Raw genomic sequence first — 21,585 nt, 5'->3', positions numbered from 1 at the left:
TTCCATGGGCAATTGATGCACTTCATGCTGCACCTCCAAAAAATGGGTATAAAAAGACGCCCCGTGAAAGGCGCTTAAACTTAGATTTGATTTTCAACTCTTTCCACCGCATTTCGGTAATACTGCTTATCCCACTCAAACCCGGTATAATCGCGCCCAGAGTTAATACATGCAACTGCCGTTGTACCACTGCCCATACAGTTATCTAGCACCAGATCACCCGGATTGGTGTATGTTCGGATGAGGTATTCAAATAAAGCAACTGGCTTTTGCGTTGGATGAAGACCTCTCTCGCATTTTACATCCAGTAGCTGGCGTGGATAATGTACAACACAGGTTTCTGTATCGCGAGACAAGCTGCCGTCTGCTGCATAAACAAAATCTCCGTGTGCTGGTGCCTTTTTCCCTCGCTGAATAATAGGCTTATCCAGTACAATGATTCCTTGCGGGTTGTATGTGGGTAAATGCTTGTAGAAAACACAAACTTCTTCCACGCACCGCAGCGGCTGCCTCTTAGCGTTTGCAAACCCAGTTATCATGTTTTTGCTCCAATACCAGCAATACCGGAATAGCTTCGGTTGGCTACTGATTAATCTTGTGGTAAATGGCTGGCAAGCTGTTAAGACAATAGCTCCATTGTCCTTGATGATGCGTAGGTACTGCTGCCACAGCTGGTCAAATGGAAGCAAGCTATCCCATCTGCAGTCCGTTATACCATAAGGCAAATCACAAAGTATCATATCGATACTTTTATCGGGATACATGCTCATACCGGCTAAGCAATCCATATTAAATATTTTATTGATGTAGTCCATACGGCTCCTTTCATAGGACCCGCACAAAGGTATGAAAAAACGCCCGGCTATGTGCCAAGCGTTTGATACAAAATTCCCATAATATTATTTTACAGGATACAATCCGGAATTACCGGAATTTAATAAATATTTTTCAATCTTTTTCCTTGGGGTTCCTTCGTCACGACACCCAATACGGTAAGCTACTTGGGGCCATGTTAGCCCTTGTATGTAGTACAGAGTGATAATCTGACGAATCTTGCTGTCCTCAATACTTTCGATAAATCGGTCAAGCTTGTCGTATTCCTCTTGGCGCCGGCGCTCACGTTCAGCAATTGCCAACTTGATTTTTTGAAGTCGGGCATCTTCATCGTGAAATGCAGCGGTTTCGGTAGGAGAAACTCCACAAACCGTAACGCTGTGCTTTTGGTATGGCGGGTATTTGCTTGATGCCTCAACACAGTTTGGCGTTTTCATACTGCGCATATTGTTTCGAATTACTGCGCGCTGCTCTTTTAGTAGTTGTATCTCACGCTTTAAATCGCGCAGCTGGGATAGTTCTTTTTTGGTCATCCCCGACGCCCCCTTAATAACCAAGATTCACATTGTTTAAAAGTTTCAAATTCTTCAGTCCACGCATCACCAGTGGAGTTGTCTATTCCTATAAATTTACTTCCATCGATACACCAAAATAGGCCTCTAGGCGAATACCTAGCTATGATTTTTGAAGCTTCTTGTTTACTTACATTGGTAATTAGATTATTAGTCGCTACATCCATTCTCTGCAATGATAAAATGCACCAGTCAAGATTCAACCCAAACACTGGCCCATATAGCACATACGACACATACCGTGTAAGCTCCCGGCCTGTGTATCCGCTTTCCAGCGTCCATTCCTGCAGCACCAGCATATCGCCAGGATGGTAATCACGGTCGTTTCGACGCAGCTCGAATGTTTTAGTGCCGAATTCCACGTCCTTGAAATACTCCGGCAGAATTTTAAGATAATGGGTCATAACCTTTCCCTCCCATCCAATATCCTCATAATCTTTTTGCACCTCTCGCAATCACCTTGCTCAACCTCTTTTGATAAGCCTCCAAGCTTTACCTGTGCTTGGCAGGTGTCCTTAAATATCTCATGCAATCGTATTGCCTTATCGTATTCAGATAGCAGCTCGTGCTTCTCTGACTGTGCCTGCTCCCGGGTAATCGTCCCGGCTCGGTAGCTGGAGTACAGACACCGGAACGACATGTAAAGGAATTGCTCGGGCTGAGTAAGGCCAACAGGGAGAGTGTCGTTGTGCATTGCGGAGCGTTCAATATCTACCGGCGTCATAGTGCAAGATACCATTCCAAAACTCGAACAGCTGATTCCCACCCATGGCATACCTCACAGAAATAGCCTTGTTCCCGGAGCTCTCCGAGCCACCAGTCTTGCTCAATCGACGTACGCCCGGTGTCGTCCTTCATCTCAATGCGCAGACCATGATATTTGCCGCGCGCGACAGGGAGGTCGAGGTCTGGTATTCCAGGCTTTACACCCTGTTGCTTCATGTGCGCTGCCTCTATCTTGTCACGCTTACCGCCGTTCGGAACATGGTGGAGCAATTTCAGGCAAGGCCATTTTGAGCGAATAGAAGGCTGTGCAGCCCATTTAAATACGCAGGTTTGATGTTGCGCTTCGGTCATGATTCTTCCCTCCAATACTCAACAAAAGCAACTGTTTTACCAGTTCCATGGTTTTTATCACGGCCTTGCCGTACGGTATACCCATTCCGGGCAAGGATGACAATCACGGACTCGCGGTCATCTGGTTTTGTAATATGAATACGTTCTTTGCTCATGCTGACCGCCTCCCGCCACTCATAACACGGTTCAAAATCTGACTGGCCTGCAGCTTTGTCAGCCCTGCCGGGTCAAATCCTTTGCACCGGCGCTGGATTAGCTGGAGCTGTTTATCACTGGCGGGAGCTTTTCCCCAATGCTTGGCCTTTTCAAGATTCCAGATATATTCCTGGTCTTTGTAATTTGTAGTCAGCTTAATGTACGCAAAATCCAGAGCGCTTTGCATCGGCATCAGGCGGCCATTGAAAAGAACGCGCCCCAATTCATCTTGGCAGGGAATTGCTATCTTCTCGCGATTCATCAAGCTACATACCATAGAGCCGTCAGGCATCTTAAAGAAGTTCACGCCATGGGTGTTATATTTCTGCTCCTGTGCCCACAGGTCAACAATCTGAATGTTCTTAATCCAGCTCTCCGGGCAATCTGCAGCACACTCTATCTTCTCGGGCAGTTCAAAGAGTAGACCATCCATTTCAGATAGTCGGCGTTCAGGCACATCTTTCAGGTCGATTCCGAGTAGTGAAGGTGCAGTGCAAAGAGAAGCTTTACCGGATACACCAACGCAATCAATCAGATTGAGCCGTTCTTTACCAGGATATAACCTCAAGCCACGTCCAACCATCTGTGTGTATAAACTATCTGATTGTGTGGGCCGCGCTACAATTACCGTTTCTACACGGGGAATATCGGTTCCCTCGGTAAATACCATGCAGTTAACAATACACGGGATTTTCCCGTCAGTGAACGCCTGAATAATGCTTGCTCGGTCTTTTGTTTCGCCAGTCACCACCACAGCACCCGGTATCTTCGCAGCGATATCATTCGCATGCTGAACCGACACAGCAAATACCAGAGTAGCACCGGATGCCATAGTGCGATATGTTTCTGCAATGGCGTCCGCGGTACCGTCCATTGCTTTTTCGAGCTCACGCGGAGCGTAATCACCACCGCGGGAATGTACACCTCTTAGGTCATATCCGATATTCACCCGCCGGCAATAGATGTCGGAGAGGTAACCGTTTTTGATACCCCATTTCAAATCGCGTTGGAAAATGATGTCGCTGTACACATCGTTCAACTTGGCATTATCCGAGCGATTCGGCGTAGCAGTGAAGCCGAGAAGTAGACGCGGAGTAAAGTAATCAAATATTCTGCGGTATGTTCTCGCAGCGCTGTGGTGAGCTTCATCGCACACGATAATATCGAATTCATCCGGTGAAAATCGTTCCAGGCGGTGCGTCATGGTTTGAACCGATGCGGAAACAACCTCGTCCATCGGTGAAGCATGATTACCTGCCATTTCTACGCCGGTCAGGCAATCGAAATATTTCAACGGCTGCCGTACCAACTCTTCGCGGTGCGAGAGGATTAGCATTTTGCCTTTCCGCTGGATATTTGCAAATGTAACAGTCTTTCCGAGTCCCGTTGCCATCTGAATGAGATATGCTCCGGGACCTATGTTATTGATGATATCAGTGCATTCGTGCTGATAATCACGTAGTTTAATTTCTTTCAAAGATTTATAACCTCCTTATGTGGGAATTTTATTGTCTTGTGGGACAGCGTGGGACAGCCTGTCCCACAAAAAAATCTAGTATTTATGCGGTTTTGCAGTGCATTGTGGGACTGTGGGACAGATTTGCACATTTTCTCTTACGCGAGAGAAGTGTGTACTCTATTCCTATTAATTCAGGGTATATACACTTTATATATAGGGATGTGTTTTTGCGTCCCACTTGTCCCACAGTCCCACACACTAGTATTTATGCGGGTTTGCGGGGTGTTATCGTGTGGGACGTGTCCCACAAAATCAAAGCGTATCATCATCAAACGACAGATCGTCGGCGGCAGTAACGGAATCTTGTGCGCCATCAATCAGCGGCATTTTAAGAGCTACACACTCCACATTTACGCCGTTGATGCGCTTTCCTCGGGTATTGTTGCGACCTCTGATAAGGATTAAATTGTTTTCACGTAAAAAGCTCAGGAGCGCCGTTGAAGAAAATCCGGCATCCTCTACCGCACGTCGAAATGTGGAATTGATGATATAAGCAATATCTCGTCCGGTCCGCACGGAGCCGACCGTTTCTTCCTCGATTGTTCCGTACACATCGCCTTGTTTGGCATCCATGCTAAACTTGTTGCTGTTCTGTGCCACCCAGTCGCACATATACTGATAACCGCGGCTGCCACTTGATACCGCAGCCCGCGAAGCAAGAAATTTGGAGAGGTCTTCTACAGTTAGGGCGTGATCATCTTGAAAGAGCCATTTCGTCGCAAGCCAATCCGCAGTTATGATGACTGCTGCGGCCATGGCTTGTTTTTCTGTGGTATCGTTCTCAGTAAATTTCTTAAAATACTCTTTGTACAGCTGCGCGGCAAGCTCGGTGTTTGCGTCATTCTCATACAGTTTCAAAACAAAATCCCGCCCTGCATGGCCGTAATTCTTTTTGACGATGCTGCTTACGGTATGACCATCCTCAATGATTTTATCCGCAGATTTACATTCTATCTCAATAACACGATTCACAGCGCCTGCGCCAGCTCCCGCACTCGTGATAGGCGTTTCTCCCGTCGTAAGGATGGTGTTGGCCCATGTGGGAGTTCGCTCCACACCTCCGGTCTTGGTGCCTCTGGTGCGGCCTACACCCTCGGCCAGCGAGTAGACATCGAACATCAGCTTTCCGCGCGAATCCCGAGCGAGCTGCAGCTCATCAACCATTAAAGGCAAATTGTTTAAGAACGACGCTAGTTTTTCGCGGCCGACCACAGTACTGTTGAAAGTTTGTATGTACCGGCCCATTTCAGGGTTTCCCCAAACGGACGCGGCCAGCATAAGTGCGACGGTTTTACCGGTACCGGACTCGCCGCCCCACAGATGAACAAAGAATGGGAGTGCGCCGGTTGGAGCGACCAGGGCAGATGCAAATGAGGCGGCCAGCACAATGCGAGCCATAACTGTTCCGCAGCGAATCTGCTGAGCCAAGGTAAGCCAAGTCTTTTGGCTACCTGCACTTTTGATACTATCAAACGTTGCGCGGAAATTTGCGTCACCGTCGAAAATTAGACCATCAACATAAGGGGAGAAGCCCTCTCCATCGATGTATCCCAGACGGGAGACGCTCTTTTTCTCTGGGATTTTGTCATAGTTGAGATTCTCAACATCAGAAATATACTTGACTAGAGCTTTTGCATTTTCACTTGTCACGGCGACACCTTGATCTGCAAGGGCTAAGATGCTGTTATTGCTGGCAAGGGTCTTTTTATCTGCAATTAGCTCCCGCCATCGCTTTCCCTTGGAATAAGCAATCTTGAGTTTTTCGGCGCCGGTATCAATATTGACGAGTCGTTCCACCGGCATAATCGGATGGCAGCAGGCGACCTCTTCGCCGAACGGCCCATTTTTTGATACTCCGAGGTCGTCTGCTTGCCACTCACCGGCATCAAGCTCAATCGGTTGATTCTGAAAGTTAGTGCTGTTCTCGACGTAGATTTCTGACGAGCTGCGCTTTAAGCTTTTCACATACTCATTAAAAAGCTTTTTGAAATTCAATACTCCAACTTGACGGGCTTGAATCGACATAATGGTCAACTGACGTTCCATCTGGAATGGGTTTTCATGATAGGAGTAAACCTCTTCATATGGAGCAGTGCTTTCGAAATATTCCTCTTGGGTGTATTTTGGCGGGGGTGCGGCGAGTCTTGATTTGTCTTGCTTATCCGTGCCTGTCACCTCCAATGATTTTGAATAAAATAGTAATTGTCTAAGTAATCCAATCTCCCCAGCAGTGCCGCGTATTCGCCCCACAACGGGCTGTTTGGCGTCGGCTTCTGCATAGAGCGAATCAGGTACGCCTCACGGCATTTTGCGTCATATTCGGCGCGGTAGGCGTCGAGAGCCGCCTGCTTCTCTCGCTGTTCCCGAACCCACCGGTCAACCTCGCGCCGGTCAGGCTTTTCGGTGGACAGCCCCAGCCGAAAATCATTGTCCAACCGGATAGCGGCCTGCCGGACGTTGAGGTGAAACAGTTTGGCCACAAAGTCAATTACTGAACCACCTGCATCACAAACAAAGCAGTGCCAGCCACGGGAGCCAGGATAGACTTTTAAAGATGGGTGCGAATCGCTATGGAAAGGGCAGAGCATCACACCGTGCTTTATTTCAAACCCGTATTGTTCTGCAACGGCCTGCATGGGGACAGTTTCTTTAATTTGTGAAAAAATGTCACCATACATGGCTTAGAAAGGTAAATCATCGTCCGTGGGAATCTCTTCAAATTCTCCCGGACCAGGGTTGACGTTCGGTGCTGGACCGGTGGCGGGTTGATAACTGCGCGTGGGGCTATCGGTACTATCCGATTTGTTTCCGCAAAAACTCACCTTGTCCGCGACGATTTCAAAAGCCTTGCGTTTGTTTCCATCCTTGTCCTGATACATGCGAGTTTGAATTGAGCCCTGAACTGCAATTAGCTGTCCTTTGCGGAAGTATTTGCAGATGAACTCGGCGGAAGAACGCCATGCGACGATATCGATAAAATCCGCCTGACGCTCAGCGCCGGTCTTTTGATAGTCACGGTCAACCGCAATCGTAAAGCTAGTGACGGCTATGTCGCTGGATGTGTGCCGCAGCTCAGGGTCTGCAACCAGGCGCCCCATAAGTACCGATGCGTTTAGCATGAGGAGGCCTCCTGATACTCAACAATCTCACTCAACACAGCCGTTTCTGCGCAATAGTCGCATTCTTCGCACCGCTCTGGTTCAATCTCCCCGCACTTAATAGCGGCGAATCGGGGCGCTTCGTGCTTTACAATATCCAAACAATAATCAAGACGTTCAGGAACAATCTGGCCAATTTGCAGCCGGGTTGTTTTTTGTTTTGTAGCTGCCGCAATCATAAATGGCAGTATGTCGCCAGTGTTCTGCCGGACAATTTCACGGTAAATTGCGCCTTGGTAGTCATAACCCCAGTTCTGCCAATACGGAACACGGCGGCCTTCTGTGGGATTCCAGGTTGTTTCAAAATCTTTCATGATTTTCTGGTCAACAATCGCCTTGCTGGGGTGATAGCTGTCAATTTTAATTTTAAACGGCACGCCAGCGATTTCGCCAGTCATAATGACCTGCTTCTCTCCTGCCATATAGCGCATCATCATAGGGTCGCGCTCAATGCGCTGTATGATCTGCTCCGCTTGTACATATTCGGATTTCAACCCGCCGTCCTTTTTAAACAGTGCCGGGTGTTGTGCCTTAAATAAATCAAGCGTTCCCTCAAAATAAGCGTCAACGTAGGAGCCGACGAGTAGCGCCGTGGTTTCTTCCTGCCGGTATTCGCCGCGGATTTCGGCGAGCGCGGCAGCCGGGCAAGCTAAAAAAGTTTTGAACTGCGATGCTCCCATGTAGGCGAGCTGGTTTTCGGGGGCGAAGTAGTTTTCAGCGGTCAGAATCATATCAGCTCACCGTCCTTTTCAGCTGGGGCAAGAGGGTCAGCAATTACGCGTTTATCCGGCTGAATGTCGTCCATTTCTCCCTCAACATATACGCCCATAAGCCTTTCAGGGCAATGCACACGGGCGAAGAAAGCGGATGCACGGTAAGCAAGCATCAATTCCGGCATATTACGCCACTTGGCATTTGACGTCCAGCCCTCGGCCTTTGCCATCTGCATACTTACCTCGACGCCCTGAACCAATTCCCCGTTTGAAATGCGTACAGCCTCAACATGGCAAGCGCGATTTTCTGCGCCAATGGTACCGGTGTAAACGGGGCGAACGTCGCGAAACTTCCCGCAGCCTTGAATTAGGCTCATGCAGGCTTGCCCACTCCACGATGGTTTCCCTTTGACAACATACAGATTCTGCATGACCATTAGTGGGGAAACGCCCATGCGGTTTGCCATATCAATAGCGACCATGCAATCCTCTGGTTTGCCGCGGTAGTTGTCGGGCACAATAGAAGTCTTAGCGAAGGCTGCCGCTGCACGGGCGAGTTGGTTAAAGGATTCTTTATCGGTAAAGGCACTCAAAGCACCAGATTGTGTGATAGGGGCCAATTCATCCATTTGGATTCCTCCTTAAAATCTCGGCGGCGGAGTGAGCCGCCGCCGTTCGTTTTCTCTTACGCCAAAATGATTACATCTTCCGGCAAACTGCTCTTCAGGAAATCCTTGATTTCGAGAATCGCCTCATTCTTCCAAGCTGCACCGTCCGCTTCAAATAAAGCTGCCGTTACGCCATAACGTTCATCCTTGCGAACGCGGAATACAAATGCACTCTCAGGCTGCTCAATCTCCGTGAATGTACGGAAGGGGCGCAGGTCTACCGGATTTGGTACAATGGCGCTTACCGCGAGCGATACACCGCTGTTTGCAACAACCTTCTGCGTTACGCCATCGTCCTTCTGCTGGACACTTGTGTCATCCTTAACGGAGCTGATAAATTTCAGCAATTTTGCCGTGTTATCATCCTGAACAAACATAGCCTGAAGGTTAATGATGAACTGCTCTGTGCTCATAAACTGTCCGAACTGAAATTTACAACCGTCAATGCTGGCAGAAATCAACGAATCACGCATCTTGTCAGCATTCAGTTCCTTGTATAACTTCACGCAACCGTGACCCACAACATGCACGATAAACTTACCAGCGCCCTGCAACGCTTCGGCATCCGCTTGACTTGTTATGTAGTCGACAACAGATGTGAGGGTACTGGTGTTAAGAGCAGAAGCTGTAACGGTCTGTGGCAAAGCATCCATATGCCTATCTACAAACTTCCGCCCGGCATAATCAATCTCATGGGGTGCAGCGTTATCCAAAATTCCGTTCAAAAAATCTCTTGTCATATCCATAATAGAAATCTCCTCTTTAATTTAATTAAGCGTTTTTAACGATACGTAGGGCGGGCGGTTCGGCTTGTTCGCTTCCGTCGATGGAGCGCTGGCCGGGAACCTGTGGAACCATTTCATAAGCCGCGGCATCTTCACCCTCACCAGTGAGGAACAGGGTGGTCGTGACCGGGTTGGTTGGTTCCAGCTTGGATTTTGCTACCACATTCACGCTGATTTGCTGGCGCTCGGTATCCGGGGTAAACTCTACCGTCAGAGTGAGCGTGCGCTTCTTGGTGGGGCTGGTGTTGACGTCCTGAATATTTTCAATGACTTTCGCCATTTCATAGTCAGCACGTTCCATGATGGCACCGCGCGCCATTTCGAGGATAGATTTCTGATTTTCCATATTAATTTTCCTCCTTAATTTCGATACTCATAATTTGGCCAAGGAAATTCATTCCCTCTCGCGAAACTTGATAGGCCTTGGGATTTTTGCCGCAACCTTGCGGAAAATCTTGCTTTGTTGCAAGCCCTTGCTCAACGAGATTATCCCAGTCGGAGTCATCATTTGCGGTAGTGAAATAATTTCGCCAGGCTGTGTATTTGCGGTGCTTCGTGCCAGTAGCTCTATCGTTCCTGAAACCGATGCAGTGTTTCATGTCATCAATCTGGATGGACGTGACAGTATAACTTTTCATAACTCCGTCACCTGCAATTCGTCATCAGACTCAAACGGATTAGGCGGCTCAAGATGGTCACGCATCCTTTCGGCAAAATCAAGGCCGTAATCGTCAGGCATCATCCCGCAGCCTCCATTTCCTCCAAATGAGCCCGCATTTCCATAATCTCGCGGTCAATATTGGCTCGCTTCTCGTTGTACCGCTTGTCGATTAGCTCGATGTGAGACAAATCAATAAATCGGCATTCCTTGAGCATGGCTATGGTGGTGAGCTGCTCGTCCCGCACCTGATTGCGCCGTGCGGTGAGGTTCTCAATTGCTCGCTTTATGTTATCTTGCATCTTGACAAATCCTCTCTTTCAGATTAGTATTTTGGTATAGTTATTTTCTAATGCGCCGCTTCCTGACTGCAATCAGGGGCGGTTTTTCCTTTGTTCAGGGCATTTTCAGTTATTTGAAATCCCGCTTTGACTTGCTTCTTAAGCTGGCGAATCTGAATCTGCTGTACCAGCGCTACTAAAGCAAGCGCTGCAAAGGATGCTGCTAGAGCTGTTGTAATAGGCATGGGCTAGTCCTCCTTTCACGGCGATCTGCCGAATTTATATTTTGTACTGAGATCACGATTTGTGCGACCGGGGCGGTTTTCCCAACTGCCATTTTTGCTCTTAGTTTCAGAGATCTTAAACCAGTTGTCGGCAAGGTAAATTGTGCCTTTGTGCTTCTCGGCAGTTGAGGAGTAAGCGATCACGCCAGTGATCTGCGGGTAATGCTTGCGTATGTACTTACGAGCCATACCGAGCGCACGGCTTTCCACGAAACGGTCGGTGTCGTTAATAAAGTACATCCGCGAAAGCTCTAAAATATGTTGCTGGTCAATCTTCGGGCTGGTTGGTCTACACCACATCATGGCACCGATACGCCGCCGTTGGATATCATCTAAAAATTCCAGTCGAAGCACAGCACCCGCAGGTGTGGAATGTAGATAGTGGTTTTCTTTTATCCAACGGTCAATTTCGATTGTGCGAACTTCTCGCAGTAAGATTCTTTTCACTTCCTTTCCACCACCCCACCCCACTCACGCACCCATGCGATACCACGCAGAGAGCGCAGCGTTTCGGTTTTTATGGACCTTATCGTGCATCTTCTTACCGTTGCCGAGTTTGACAAGCAATTGAGCAGTGCCGTCAAGCTTGTCTGTGATTGAGGCTGTGCAACCGTAGCTGTCCTTGTGATATGTTTTCATTTGATTAACTCCTTTCTGCTCCTGTAGGGCTTGTCCTGATGCCGCCTGCAGCAGGTGCAGGTGGCGGTTATGCAAACACCCTCGCTATCTGCTCTGCGGTGATGAATGTGCCACACAAACCTCTGCGGTAAAGTGTTTTGGTTGAAACCCCAATAATTTGAGCGGCTTCGTGCTGACTGTACACCAGCTTGTCCGGGAAAAGCTGGTCGGCTCTTGCTCGGATGCGCTCTAGCGTATCACGGTATAGTTCTTTTTCGCGAGGCACTATAATCACCTTCCTTTCTTGTAAATATTTCCTCTCTGGGGTAAGATGGTGGTGAGAGGAGGTGATGTAAATGTATATCCAAGCTACAATAAATTGCGAATGCGGTTGTATCTTTCAAATCGAATTTCAAGAAGGCAAAGAAGCCCCGGTTTGCCCCCAGTGTGAAAAACAGATGAGCGAACAATCGTGGAAAGCTCTGCGCGAAGTGATGGCCGGATTTGGCGATTTCAACCATCATATTTTGAAATGGAACTCTGAGCACAAAGAACCAAGAATGCAAGTCCCGGCGCTCACTGTGTGTACTCAGAAAGATTCAGTTTAGCGAGATGTAAGGTTTCGAGAGTGTGGCAAAATACATCTAAGGCTGTCAAAGGCATTAAATCAATGTTGTGGTCCTTCAGCACGGCGGTAATGGCATCTACCGCACCGTCAAGACGGTCCTCACCGTTGAGCGCTTGAGACAGCCTTTCTTTTTCTCTAAGATAGCGCTGAGCGTCCATCTTTTTCACCTGCTTTCTAATGATTCACTGTCCCTTAAATTGGACAGCTATTTTCCACCCTCTTGAAATAGAGGAAAGGGATGGTATACTGGGATTAAGAAACTCTCCCGAGCAGCCAATCGGTAGAAACCCCAAAATAATCAGCTACTTTTTCCAGCCGTTCTACGCTTGGCGATGCGATCTCCCATTTTCGTACTGTGCCGTTTCCAAATTCGAGTTTTCTCTCAAGATGTGCAAACGTAATATTGTTTTTCTTACAAAGATTTTTTACATTTTCGTACAGCATCGAAAAATCACCTCCAATATTAGATTATTTGCTATTGACACAGATTAGGAATTATGCTATTCTATAGGCATAGAAATTCCCTAATGGTCAGAATAAGATGATTTAGATAGCGTGGAAGCGGTCGTCATCTCATTCTGTTTGCTCTTGTCTTTAGCTTGTAAGCTAATATTAGCATGGACGCTAATTAAAGTCAATAGCAAATTTGCGAATTTCTAAAATATTTTTAAGGCGGTTCGCTGAGATGCTAGTTGATAAAATAAAAAAACTTTGTGATGAGCGAGGAGAGACTTTAGCTTCATTGGAAAGAGAACTAGGCTTCGGAAATGGTACAATTCGAAGATGGGATGTTACTGTTCCGTCTGGAGATAAGCTGACAAAAGTCGCTGATTTCTTTTCTGTTTCTATTGACTTTTTACTTAATAGAGAACAAAAAGAAATGCCCGTCCTTACAAAAGAGGACGAGCGTGATATCAAAAATAAAATTGATGAAATTATGGTAATGATGGAAAGGCAAAAAGGATTAATGTTTGATGGCGATCCTTTAACGCCGGAAGCTTTAGATAGTATTCGTAGCGCAATGGAGCTTGGTATGGCTGCCGCTAAAGCAAAAAATAAGAAAAAATAGCAAAAGGAAATTTCGCATGAACGAAATGGAAATTGTGAATAACTTAATTAAAAAATACTCAACAAATAACCCTTATGAAATATGTGACTGTCTGGATTATATTATTATGCAGGTTCCCCTTGTAGGGGTGCGGGGTTTCTATCAGTTCTATGATGGGCAAGACATCGTTTATCTTGATAGCGGATTACCGGATCAGGTGAAAAAGTTTGTTTGTGCGCATGAGCTGGGTCACTCACTGATGCATAAGGATATTAATGCCATATTTCTTGATACGCGTACATATCTCAAGGCAGGACGTTATGAGCGACAGGCGAACCAATTCGCAATTAATTTATTGTACCCTCACGATTCTGATTTTGATGATTATAGAGATTTAACCATTCAACAAACCGCAAGGTGCCTAAATGTAAGCGAAGACTTAGTAGAGTACCGGCTTAAAGAAATTAAAAGGCTAACAGAGCAATAAAAAAAGCCCCACACACTACTGCAAATAGCATGCGGGGCAAGGTGGAGGCTCCTGGGATAAGAAACTCTCCGAAGATATTGTAACATGTTGGAATAATATGTCAATTAGGAGGGGCTCTATGGAAGCATCGATTAAGGGTCTTTTTAAGACTATAACAGTGACAGAAAGATCAATTGCATTTTCGAAAAATAGTGGAAAACCCTTGTTAGAAATTCCGCTTTCTCAGGTGACAAATTTCATTTTAGTAGAGGGTACAACCTTTAAATACGGTTATTTTACCGTTTGTACATCTGACGGAAGGGGCTATGGGGTTAACCATGGAAAAGTGGCTTCGGACGGAAATAGCATTGCTTTTAATTCTGCTTACAATGACCAGTTTAGGATTTTATACTCGAGACTTCAAAACGAGATTGAATTAAAGACTCTTGACGATTTGATGCCACAAGCAATATCGAGTTCAAACAATGCTGGTTTATGTGCGGTTACCGAAGCTTCGGCCTTATGTGGTCACCCCATAAAAATATGTTTGAACTGTGGGGATAAGCTTCTTGAGCAAGCCCGGCAATGCCCTAAATGCGGAGAAAAAGGTGGCGGTCTTCGAGTTGTAGATTCAGAAGACATAAATCAGATACAAGCTATTCAAATGGCTGCAAAGCATGAGAATAAAAAAGGATTTTGGCAGCGCACAATCGAAGAGGGCCGTGAAATAAACCGTCAGAAAGAGGCAGCAAAGATGGCTCAACCTAAACCGCTTTCTAAAAAAGATCGCATCAAAGAAAACAAGGCGAACGCGGTGGCCTGCTGCCCGAAGTGTGGGTCGGCTTCTCTGAGTGCAAATAAGAAAGGCTTCGGAGTAGGGAAGGCGGCAGTGGGCGTATTTACGGTTGGTGTCCTAGGTGCGGCCGCTGGCGGCATCGGCTCGGGCAAGGTAGTAGTCACTTGCCTCAACTGTGGTCATCGCTGGAAAGTTTAACTAAAAAACCGCCCGATCCTGTTGGCGCAGGAACGAGCGGCAGATCGGCCGGGGCCGATACGTATAACACAAATATATTGTACCAACCTCCCGGCCAAAAATCAAGTAGCCGGGCATTTTTATGCCCGGAAGGAGGATGTTACATTGGCAAGAAGAAAAATAACAGATGGATTGCGCCAAAAGCCAGATGGCCGTTGGGAACTATCCGAAACAATTAATGGAAAACGTCGATGGTTTACGTCGCACGATCCTGCAGAGGTTTGGGAAAAACGGGACGCTGCCCTGAAAGAGTCAGTGTTAGAAAGGGAAGAAAAGGATGATGGGCCGCTATTTGTAACAGTTGCAGATGCTTACGAAGAGGTTGTCTGCAAGATGAAGAACGGTACACAGAAGTCTTATCTACCCGCAATAAAGCGGGCAAAAGACTGGTTTGCTGATAAGCGAATGCGGGAAATAGAGCCTTATATGATCGCGCAGTTTCTCCAATCTCTGTCGGGAATGGCAAAAACAACAGTGTCAAATCAGAAGACTGTTGTTAATGCGATATTTCAAACTTGGATTGACAGCCCTGTGTGGCGCGGGGATTACAATCCTTCAGAGCTTACCAAAATGCCTCGCGGTTTAAAAAAGGGCCGACGGCAACCGCCAACTGAAGAACAGGTTGAAATTGTCAAAAGGCATTACATGGACCCCGACGCACTTCCGGCAGTTTTATATCTTTGTACAGGTGAGCGTAGGGGAGAGGCTTGCGCAATCCAGCTTCGGGACATAGATTTTGAACACAACATAATTAAAATTACAAAAGCGGTAGAACATATAAATAACAAACCTCATATTACCGTTACAAAAACGGACGCTGGAGTTCGGGAACTGCCGTTACTGGCGATGTTGAAAAAAGCACTGGAACCACTGCGGAGTCTTCCTCCGGAAACGTTTATACTCGGCAGATCACAGAAGCCTCTTACCGCTTCACAGTATCATCGACGATGGACTGCTTTTTGGAGAAAGCACGGTATGGCTCATACAATTATTCGTGAGCAGAAAAGGATTCGTAAGGGTAAGGAATACACCTACCATGCAACTGACTGGGTGGCTGACGTTTGCGCGCATCAATTTCGACACGAATATGTTTGCATGCTCTGCATGGCTGACGTGCCAGAGGAGATTGCGATTCAACTGGTTGGGCACGCTAATATTAAAATGATACACGAGGTATACATGGCTCTAAAACCACAAATGATTGCAAGTACTCGCGCCAAGCTGAATTTGCTGTTAGCAGAAAATGACCCCGCCACCAATCCGCCACATTTCGCCACATAAAAATGCCTTTTTCCGTCCATTTTTGACTTTGCGAGTCTTTACTAAAAACAAAGAAAAACCGCATGAACACTGATTTTTTCAGCATTCATGCGGTTAAAAAGCTGGTCCGAGTGGCGAGACTTGAACTCACGGCCTCTTGACCCCCAGTCAAGCGCGCTACCAACTGCGCCACACCCGGAATTGCAACGTGGATTATTCTAACACATTTGTAGAGAAAAGGCAATCCCTTTTTTGAAAAATTACGAAGTTTTTGTAATATAACGTTTTGTCTAGGATGGTAAGCTTGATTTTTACGATTTTGGAGTCTAAGATGAAAAGAAAAGCTATGTGGAGGAAAAAAGAAGTGACGAAGATAGAGCAATTCCAGCAGATGATTGACGAGAGCAGCCGTATTGTGTTTTTTGGCGGTGCAGGTGTTTCTACGGAAAGCGGCATTCCGGATTTTCGCAGTGTAGACGGGCTATATAACCAGTCGTTTCGTTACCCGCCGGAGCAGATGCTTAGCCACACCTTTTTCGTAAAACACACCACAGATTTTTTTGATTTTTACCGTAAAAAGATGCTCTGCCTGGATGCAAAACCAAACGCGGCGCACCGTAAGCTCGCAGAGCTGGAGAATTGCGGTAAACTGTTAGCCGTTGTTACACAAAATATTGATGGCTTGCACCAAAAGGCAGGGAGCAAACAGGTATATGAACTGCACGGTTCGGTACACCGTAACTATTGCCGAAAGTGCCAAACAGAATATGATGCAGAATTTATCCTGAACAGCAAAGGCATTCCCTGTTGTACATGTGGCGGTATAATTAAACCTGACGTTGTTTTATATGAAGAAGGGCTCGATGAAGATGTTGTGAACGGTGCGGTACGCGCCATTCGCAATGCAGACATGCTTATCATTGGTGGAACATCGCTTGCGGTATACCCGGCGGCAGGGCTTATTCATTCCTTTTCCGGTAGTCGATTAGTGGTGATAAATCAGTCGCCAACCTCTGCTGACTCCAACGCCACTCTCATGCTAAATCAACCAATTGGGGAAGTATTGGAGCAGGTTGTCGTTCGGTAAAATAAATATCGAAAAAAGCATATTTTTGGTTGACATAATCTTCCTGTTGCTTTAAGATTAGAATAGAAACAGGAAGGAGATCTAAAAATCAAATGAGACTAAAAAAAGGTCCGAAATTAAAAAATGCAAGAAGAAAGATTGTTTCTGCAACTGCGGTTATGCTGGCAGTTGTTCAAATGTCTGCAACGGCATCCGCAGCAGTACCGGTATTTGGTCAGCTAAGTTTAACGAATTTAGTGGCAACCTCATTAATGAGCGATTATACCAGAACGGTTGCTCCCGGATTGGTAGAAACAAGATTCACTTATACAAATCTAAATAGCAAAATCAATGAATGCTTTATGCTGGAATATGACCCAACTGCGGCACAAATCGATATTACGGTTGGCACTCCGGATGATGCTTCTTATGCCAGTGGTTACCGCTCTGCGACTGTACGAGCACAGGCTGCAGCAGCAATGGCGAAGGGAAAACCCGTAGTGGCTGCCATTAATGGTGATATGTATAGCATGAAAACCAATCAGCCATGGGGTGTAGTCGTAAAAGATGGTGTTGAGTTGCAAGGTACCGTTTCCTCCCGTGCATATCGTTGGAATTTTTTTGGAATAAAAAAGAATGGAACGCCAATCATCGATTCCAATGAAAATTACATAAAGCACAAAGATGAATTGCAAAATGCCATTGGTCTATACGATACGCTTCTAGTCAAAGACGGAAATGTGGTAGTGCAAAAGGATGAAGACCAGAGAACCTTTTCCCCTCGGCTTGGTGTGGGTATCCGCGCAAACGGCACACTGTTCTTTATTATGGTGGATGGTCGCCAGTCGCAATACTCTACAGGAGCAACACTAAAAGAGTTTGCACAGCTTATGAAAGACATGGGCGCAGTGCAAGCAGGCAATATGGATGCCGGTGGCTCCGCTACACTGCTCAGCCGCACCATGGGTTCTAGTACTCTAGTGCTGCGCAATAAGCCCTCAGACGGCAAGGAGCGCCCCGTACCGAACTCATTGTTGTTTGTAACGAAAACACATTCGATGTAATTATCAAAATAATAAAATAGAACTCCTTTCTTTAAAAGCGGATCTTCATCCAACTGATTAAGAAAGGAGTTCTTTGTTTTTTGCTATTCTTTTTAGCTGGCAGATTTCATCTCCAGCCGAAGTTTATCGCTAATCATTGCAATGAACTCGCTATTGGTAGGCTTTCCACGCGTATTGTGAATCGTATACCCAAAATAGGAATTCAGGATGTCGATATCGCCTCTGTCCCAGGCTACCTCAATGGCATGGCGGATTGCCCGCTCAACACGAGAGGGTGTTGTTTCATAGCGCTTTGCTACACTGGGGTACAGCTGCTTTGTTACTGCGTTTATAATGTCTGGAGTTTGTACAGCCATGATTATAGAATCTCGCAGATAATGGTACCCTTTAATGTGAGCTGGTACGCCGATCTGATGAAGAATTTCTGTAACCTGGATTTCGAGGGATGGCTTGCCTTTTTGTGCCGGTACCGAAGCCTGTTCCGATTTGGGGGCGATACTGCCGCATATTTTCAGTATTCGTTGTGCTAATTCCTTTGCGTCAAATGGGGCAATTACAAAATATGCAGCTCCGGAAAGCATTACCTCACGCTCCAGCGTGGGGCTGCTGAATGTAGACATGACGATGAAGGAAGGCGCCTTAGAGGCGTACTTTTTTCGGATCCCATGAATAACTCCGATCGCATCCAGTCGGGGCATGAACAGGTCTAGAAGAACAACGTCGGGTTGTTCGAGATCAATATGATCCAAAACCCGGAGTCCATCCTTCGGAGAATAGACGACATCAATACCCGCAACTTCAAAATCATGAGAATAGCTTCGAGCAAATTCGTCAGTGTCATTAGAAATCAGCAGTTTTAAATGTTTTTCCATGAACATATCCCCCTGTTTTTTAATTTACAGGCTTATAATACCATATATTGGCATTTATGGCAATAGCTTACACAATATTTTTTGCACGAATTTAGTAATTATATTTCAAAATATAAAAATATTTCGTGTTAAGATGCACTTTTTAGTCTCTCTAAATTTGTTTTTTCGGAGATTTCCATCATATTTTCTGCTAATATCCCATAACCTCGCGTGGGATCATTCACAAATACATGCGTAACTGCACCTACTAATTTGCCATTTTGCACAATAGGACTTCCACTCATTCCTTGCACAATTCCTCCTGTTTTACTTAAAAGAGCGGGGTCTGTTACTTTTACAACCAGATTTTTTGTTTTTGTACCATCTTGATAGTTAATTGAGTCGATTTCAATCGCATAAGCTTTTGGGTTGGCACCATCTACCGTGGTGTAAATTTGCGCAGGTCCTGTTTTTACTTCCTGTTTTGTGGCAAGGGGGAGTGCCTCAGCTGCAACAGGGGAAGAATTTAAGGTACCATACACACCACCTTCTGAGTTTGCTTCTAACTGACCTACGGGAACATCGTTGTTAAAATATCCTCTTAATTCACCGGCACGTCCCTTTTGGCCTTTTACAATACCGCTGATGGTTACAGAAACAACATCGCCATTGCGAAGTGGCATAAGCTCATTGGTATCTACATCGCAAATACCGTGTCCAAGTCCACCAAATGACCCGGTTGCGGGGTCATAGAATGTGACAGTACCAATTCCGGCTGTGCTGTCTCGTACCCATAAGCCACCTTTATAGCTTTTGTCTACATCGGATAAAATAGGATTTAGAGTTGCATTTAGAGTTTCTTCATTACGCTTAATGGTCATATTGATGGGATTACCATTGCTGCTTTCAATTAGTTTTGCTACCTGATTATTTTGCGTAACCTTTTTACCGTTTATTTCGGTGATAATATCCCCAACTTTTACTCCTGCTACTGCAGCGGGGTTTACCATCTTACCGTCGCTTTCAATATCAGCAACACCGACCACCATAACGCCATTTGTAAATAATTTGATGCCGAAAGGAGTTCCGCAAGGCACCAAAAGCTTTTCTTTTACTACCTTTACATTGACTGTTTTTACGGGAATCATATCAAACAACATCAATTGTGCTTGGTAGTTTTGATTTGCGGATTTCAAAGAAGATGCAGTAATATCATTGGTATTTGCCGCATCTGCAATGCTAATGCCGGTTTGGTTAATTCGCAGCTTCGTACCTGCTGTAACGCGGTATTGATCCGGCAGGGAGTAGTGGTAATACCCCACTGCGGAGCCTGCAATTAAGGTTAATACGGTAAGCAAACCGGTTAATCGTTGAAAAAATTTTTTTCCTTTTTTCAAACATTCACCTCCTTCCGCATTTAATCTGTGTCAATTCGGAGGCTTTTATGTTGTCAATTCCACATTTTTTTGGTTTTTGATGGAAAAATAATTTCCGGAGCTAATACGGTAATGATTTATGCCAGAAATTTAATAAAATGGCTGAATTTTAGAAGTAATAAGCATTATAGCGCTTCTTACGCTTATTCAAAAATGGAAAGCATTTTTTTTAGTGCTATTATCCTAATGTTCATTTACCAATTCTTTATTGGTATAGTGTACTTCTATATTCGCATGTAACGCTTTTCTATTTGAAAATCCATAATAGTATCTCCAAAACTAATTGGAACTATCTTAAAATAAAAACGCTGTAATTTTTTTATTCAAATTGCAATAAAAAAGCCGCCGCTATTGCGGCAGCCCTTTATGGTTTATTTGAATAGAGACATCGGGTCAATTAACTTACCAGACTGTTTTACTTCTAAATGCAAATGTGGTTTTTCTACGGATTCAATTGGCACAACGTTTATCGAACCAATTTTTTGCCCAGCGTCAATCGAATCTCCCTTTTTCACGAGGAAGGTATCACCCAGACCGCAGTAGTAAGCTGTAACATTATCGCTGTGCTGTATCACAACAACATTACCAAGGTTACCGTCTGCGTATAAATCCGTTACCTTACCGGCGTCAATTGCCTTTACGGGGTCACCAATTTTAGAAATAAAATCGGTGCCATTGTGTACGCGCCAGTCGAGCATGGTGTCGGAATATATGGGGTTGTCTCCGCTATAATTTTTGGTCACAGTTTCACCAACTGGGAAAACGTAAGACTCCGGCTTAGCAGCGGTTGCTTTTGCGGGCTGTTCCTTTTGGGGATTGTTTTTGCCCGGTGCCTGAGACGAAGCGGCCGGTTTGGAAGAAGACGGAGCTACGGACTGAGGCTGGCTGGATTCGAGCTGAGGAGCCTCCTCTGGCTTACTGCTGGCATATACGCCGGATTGGGTACGACCGGTAGGCGAAGTAGAGTACGAAGACGTATCCTGTGGGTTCGCATATTTCACTACACTGTCATACGTTGTCCATGCGGCAACACCAACGGCTACCAGGCATACACCCAGCGCGACATAAAAACCCTTGTTGCTTTTCTTTGGGGATTGATTTTCTGATTTAAAATGCAGACTGCTCATCTAATTAGCACCTCCGCAGATATTTTGACCAGAAAAAACACCAAATATGCCGCTCAATAGAAATCTACACGGAAAATATAAAAAAGATTTTCATAACATAACTTAAAAGCGAAGAAAATCAAAGAATAATAATTAAAAAAGGAATGAAAAAAATTGCTTTTCATTATATTAAGAGAAAATTTTAATTTTGCTACTATTATTAATATTTTTTCACACGAATAAACAGCAGATTTTTAAATAGATA

General features: G+C 45.6%; 32 protein-coding genes and 1 tRNA gene. 7 read left to right on the top strand and 26 right to left on the bottom strand.

The window, feature by feature from the left end:
* Positions 1 to 80 precede the first annotated feature (80 nt).
* From E7L17_RS10840 to E7L17_RS10745, 20 genes are all read right to left on the bottom strand, one after another.
* Positions 81 to 815 (bottom strand): site-specific DNA-methyltransferase, encoded by a 735-nt coding sequence (locus E7L17_RS10840; protein WP_316323263.1) that lies wholly within the window; start codon positions 813 to 815, stop codon positions 81 to 83.
* Between the two features lie 84 nt (positions 816 to 899).
* Entirely contained in the window at positions 900 to 1,367 is a 468-nt protein-coding gene (locus tag E7L17_RS10835; protein WP_316323262.1) for a hypothetical protein, read from the bottom strand.
* Entirely contained in the window at positions 1,364 to 1,810 is a 447-nt protein-coding gene (locus tag E7L17_RS10830; RefSeq protein WP_316323261.1) for an ASCH/PUA domain-containing protein, read from the bottom strand. Before E7L17_RS10830 ends, E7L17_RS10835 begins: the two co-directional genes overlap by 4 nt.
* Positions 1,807 to 2,172: a hypothetical protein gene (locus E7L17_RS10825; protein ID WP_316323260.1), complete on the bottom strand. Its 366-nt coding sequence runs from the start codon at positions 2,170 to 2,172 to the stop codon at positions 1,807 to 1,809. Before E7L17_RS10825 ends, E7L17_RS10830 begins: the two co-directional genes overlap by 4 nt.
* A complete protein-coding gene (locus E7L17_RS10820; RefSeq protein ID WP_316323259.1) occupies positions 2,127 to 2,483 on the bottom strand; it encodes a VRR-NUC domain-containing protein in 357 nt (118 codons plus the stop codon). The genes E7L17_RS10825 and E7L17_RS10820 overlap by 46 nt, the downstream gene beginning before the upstream one ends.
* Positions 2,480 to 2,638, bottom strand: a complete 159-nt coding sequence (locus tag E7L17_RS10815) for a hypothetical protein (RefSeq protein WP_316323258.1) — start codon at positions 2,636 to 2,638, stop codon at positions 2,480 to 2,482. Before E7L17_RS10815 ends, E7L17_RS10820 begins: the two co-directional genes overlap by 4 nt.
* Positions 2,635 to 4,155, bottom strand: coding sequence for a DEAD/DEAH box helicase (locus E7L17_RS10810; RefSeq protein WP_316323257.1), 1,521 nt, complete (start codon positions 4,153 to 4,155; stop codon positions 2,635 to 2,637). The genes E7L17_RS10815 and E7L17_RS10810 overlap by 4 nt, the downstream gene beginning before the upstream one ends.
* Positions 4,156 to 4,449: 294 nt before the next feature.
* Positions 4,450 to 6,372 carry a DUF927 domain-containing protein gene (locus E7L17_RS10805; RefSeq protein ID WP_316323256.1) on the bottom strand — a complete coding sequence of 641 codons (1,923 nt, stop codon included), beginning with the start codon at positions 6,370 to 6,372 and terminating at the stop codon, positions 4,450 to 4,452.
* Positions 6,369 to 6,875 carry a CHC2 zinc finger domain-containing protein gene (locus E7L17_RS10800; protein WP_316323255.1) on the bottom strand — a complete coding sequence of 169 codons (507 nt, stop codon included), beginning with the start codon at positions 6,873 to 6,875 and terminating at the stop codon, positions 6,369 to 6,371. The genes E7L17_RS10805 and E7L17_RS10800 overlap by 4 nt, the downstream gene beginning before the upstream one ends.
* 3 nt (positions 6,876 to 6,878) lie before the next feature.
* Positions 6,879 to 7,316, bottom strand: a complete 438-nt coding sequence (locus E7L17_RS10795) for a single-stranded DNA-binding protein (RefSeq protein WP_316323254.1) — start codon at positions 7,314 to 7,316, stop codon at positions 6,879 to 6,881.
* Entirely contained in the window at positions 7,310 to 8,086 is a 777-nt protein-coding gene (locus E7L17_RS10790; RefSeq protein WP_316323253.1) for a PD-(D/E)XK nuclease-like domain-containing protein, read from the bottom strand. The genes E7L17_RS10795 and E7L17_RS10790 overlap by 7 nt, the downstream gene beginning before the upstream one ends.
* The gene (locus E7L17_RS10785; RefSeq protein WP_316323252.1) at positions 8,083 to 8,697 is read right to left on the bottom strand and encodes a recombinase RecT; all 615 of its coding nucleotides are present in this window, start codon (positions 8,695 to 8,697) and stop codon (positions 8,083 to 8,085) included. Before E7L17_RS10785 ends, E7L17_RS10790 begins: the two co-directional genes overlap by 4 nt.
* Before the next feature lie 56 nt (positions 8,698 to 8,753).
* The gene (locus E7L17_RS10780; protein WP_316323251.1) at positions 8,754 to 9,482 is read right to left on the bottom strand and encodes a hypothetical protein; all 729 of its coding nucleotides are present in this window, start codon (positions 9,480 to 9,482) and stop codon (positions 8,754 to 8,756) included.
* Between the two features lie 25 nt (positions 9,483 to 9,507).
* Positions 9,508 to 9,867, bottom strand: a complete 360-nt coding sequence (locus E7L17_RS10775; protein ID WP_316323250.1) for a hypothetical protein — start codon at positions 9,865 to 9,867, stop codon at positions 9,508 to 9,510.
* Position 9,868: 1 nt separating this feature from the next.
* On the bottom strand, positions 9,869 to 10,159 hold the full coding sequence (locus tag E7L17_RS10770) for a hypothetical protein (RefSeq protein ID WP_316323249.1): 291 nt from the start codon (positions 10,157 to 10,159) through the stop codon (positions 9,869 to 9,871).
* A 100-nt stretch (positions 10,160 to 10,259) separates the two neighbouring features.
* Positions 10,260 to 10,481: a hypothetical protein gene (locus E7L17_RS10765; RefSeq protein WP_316323248.1), complete on the bottom strand. Its 222-nt coding sequence runs from the start codon at positions 10,479 to 10,481 to the stop codon at positions 10,260 to 10,262.
* 47 nt (positions 10,482 to 10,528) lie between these two features.
* On the bottom strand, positions 10,529 to 10,705 hold the full coding sequence (locus tag E7L17_RS10760) for a hypothetical protein (RefSeq protein WP_316323247.1): 177 nt from the start codon (positions 10,703 to 10,705) through the stop codon (positions 10,529 to 10,531).
* A 15-nt stretch (positions 10,706 to 10,720) separates the two neighbouring features.
* Complete coding sequence (locus E7L17_RS10755) at positions 10,721 to 11,191, bottom strand: hypothetical protein (protein ID WP_316323246.1); 471 nt, start codon at positions 11,189 to 11,191, stop codon at positions 10,721 to 10,723.
* Between the two features lie 24 nt (positions 11,192 to 11,215).
* On the bottom strand, positions 11,216 to 11,383 hold the full coding sequence (locus tag E7L17_RS10750) for a hypothetical protein (protein WP_316323245.1): 168 nt from the start codon (positions 11,381 to 11,383) through the stop codon (positions 11,216 to 11,218).
* Positions 11,384 to 11,450: 67 nt separating this feature from the next.
* A complete protein-coding gene (locus E7L17_RS10745) occupies positions 11,451 to 11,648 on the bottom strand; it encodes a hypothetical protein (RefSeq protein WP_316323244.1) in 198 nt (65 codons plus the stop codon).
* 70 nt (positions 11,649 to 11,718) lie between these two features.
* On the opposite strand from E7L17_RS10745, the gene E7L17_RS10740 reads away from it, so the two are divergent.
* Positions 11,719 to 11,970 (top strand): hypothetical protein, encoded by a 252-nt coding sequence (locus E7L17_RS10740; protein ID WP_316323243.1) that lies wholly within the window; start codon positions 11,719 to 11,721, stop codon positions 11,968 to 11,970.
* On the opposite strand, the gene E7L17_RS10735 is transcribed toward E7L17_RS10740, so the two are convergent.
* Together E7L17_RS10735 and E7L17_RS10730 are read right to left on the bottom strand one after the other, a co-directional pair.
* Positions 11,939 to 12,148 carry a hypothetical protein gene (locus E7L17_RS10735; protein ID WP_316323242.1) on the bottom strand — a complete coding sequence of 70 codons (210 nt, stop codon included), beginning with the start codon at positions 12,146 to 12,148 and terminating at the stop codon, positions 11,939 to 11,941. The genes E7L17_RS10740 and E7L17_RS10735 overlap by 32 nt on opposite strands.
* A gap of 94 nt (positions 12,149 to 12,242) precedes the next feature.
* Positions 12,243 to 12,434 carry a helix-turn-helix transcriptional regulator gene (locus E7L17_RS10730; RefSeq protein WP_316323241.1) on the bottom strand — a complete coding sequence of 64 codons (192 nt, stop codon included), beginning with the start codon at positions 12,432 to 12,434 and terminating at the stop codon, positions 12,243 to 12,245.
* A 241-nt stretch (positions 12,435 to 12,675) separates the two neighbouring features.
* Between E7L17_RS10730 and E7L17_RS10725 the strand changes: the two genes are divergently transcribed.
* The 4 genes from E7L17_RS10725 to E7L17_RS10710 all read left to right on the top strand — a co-directional run bounded on the left by E7L17_RS10725 (position 12,676) and on the right by E7L17_RS10710 (position 15,818).
* Positions 12,676 to 13,059: a helix-turn-helix transcriptional regulator gene (locus tag E7L17_RS10725; protein WP_316323240.1), complete on the top strand. Its 384-nt coding sequence runs from the start codon at positions 12,676 to 12,678 to the stop codon at positions 13,057 to 13,059.
* Between the two features lie 16 nt (positions 13,060 to 13,075).
* Positions 13,076 to 13,525, top strand: a complete 450-nt coding sequence (locus tag E7L17_RS10720; protein ID WP_316323239.1) for an ImmA/IrrE family metallo-endopeptidase — start codon at positions 13,076 to 13,078, stop codon at positions 13,523 to 13,525.
* Between the two features lie 118 nt (positions 13,526 to 13,643).
* A complete protein-coding gene (locus E7L17_RS10715) occupies positions 13,644 to 14,498 on the top strand; it encodes a hypothetical protein (protein WP_316323238.1) in 855 nt (284 codons plus the stop codon).
* Between the two features lie 144 nt (positions 14,499 to 14,642).
* Entirely contained in the window at positions 14,643 to 15,818 is a 1,176-nt protein-coding gene (locus E7L17_RS10710) for a tyrosine-type recombinase/integrase (RefSeq protein WP_316323237.1), read from the top strand.
* A gap of 102 nt (positions 15,819 to 15,920) precedes the next feature.
* On the opposite strand, the gene E7L17_RS10705 is transcribed toward E7L17_RS10710, so the two are convergent.
* Positions 15,921 to 15,996, bottom strand: a tRNA-Pro gene (locus E7L17_RS10705).
* Positions 15,997 to 16,161: 165 nt separating this feature from the next.
* Here E7L17_RS10705 and E7L17_RS10700 point away from each other — a divergent pair.
* Positions 16,162 to 16,884 (top strand): NAD-dependent protein deacylase, encoded by a 723-nt coding sequence (locus E7L17_RS10700; protein WP_410470661.1) that lies wholly within the window; start codon positions 16,162 to 16,164, stop codon positions 16,882 to 16,884.
* A 92-nt stretch (positions 16,885 to 16,976) separates the two neighbouring features.
* Entirely contained in the window at positions 16,977 to 17,927 is a 951-nt protein-coding gene (locus tag E7L17_RS10695) for a phosphodiester glycosidase family protein (RefSeq protein ID WP_316323236.1), read from the top strand.
* Between the two features lie 92 nt (positions 17,928 to 18,019).
* On the opposite strand, the gene spo0A is transcribed toward E7L17_RS10695, so the two are convergent.
* The 3 genes from spo0A to E7L17_RS10680 all read right to left on the bottom strand — a co-directional run bounded on the left by spo0A (position 18,020) and on the right by E7L17_RS10680 (position 21,341).
* Positions 18,020 to 18,799: a sporulation transcription factor Spo0A gene (gene spo0A / locus E7L17_RS10690; protein WP_085834123.1), complete on the bottom strand. Its 780-nt coding sequence runs from the start codon at positions 18,797 to 18,799 to the stop codon at positions 18,020 to 18,022.
* A gap of 128 nt (positions 18,800 to 18,927) precedes the next feature.
* Positions 18,928 to 20,175: a SpoIVB peptidase gene (gene spoIVB / locus E7L17_RS10685; RefSeq protein ID WP_316323235.1), complete on the bottom strand. Its 1,248-nt coding sequence runs from the start codon at positions 20,173 to 20,175 to the stop codon at positions 18,928 to 18,930.
* Between the two features lie 410 nt (positions 20,176 to 20,585).
* Entirely contained in the window at positions 20,586 to 21,341 is a 756-nt protein-coding gene (locus E7L17_RS10680) for a M23 family metallopeptidase (protein ID WP_316323234.1), read from the bottom strand.
* Between the last annotated feature and the right edge of the window lie 244 nt (positions 21,342 to 21,585).

It is taken from the genome of Clostridium sp., from assembly GCF_032576335.1.
Taxonomy (GTDB): domain Bacteria; phylum Bacillota; class Clostridia; order Oscillospirales; family Acutalibacteraceae; genus Faecalispora.
Note: the sequence above shows the minus strand (reverse complement) of the source record. Positions and strands in the feature narration are given on the sequence as shown.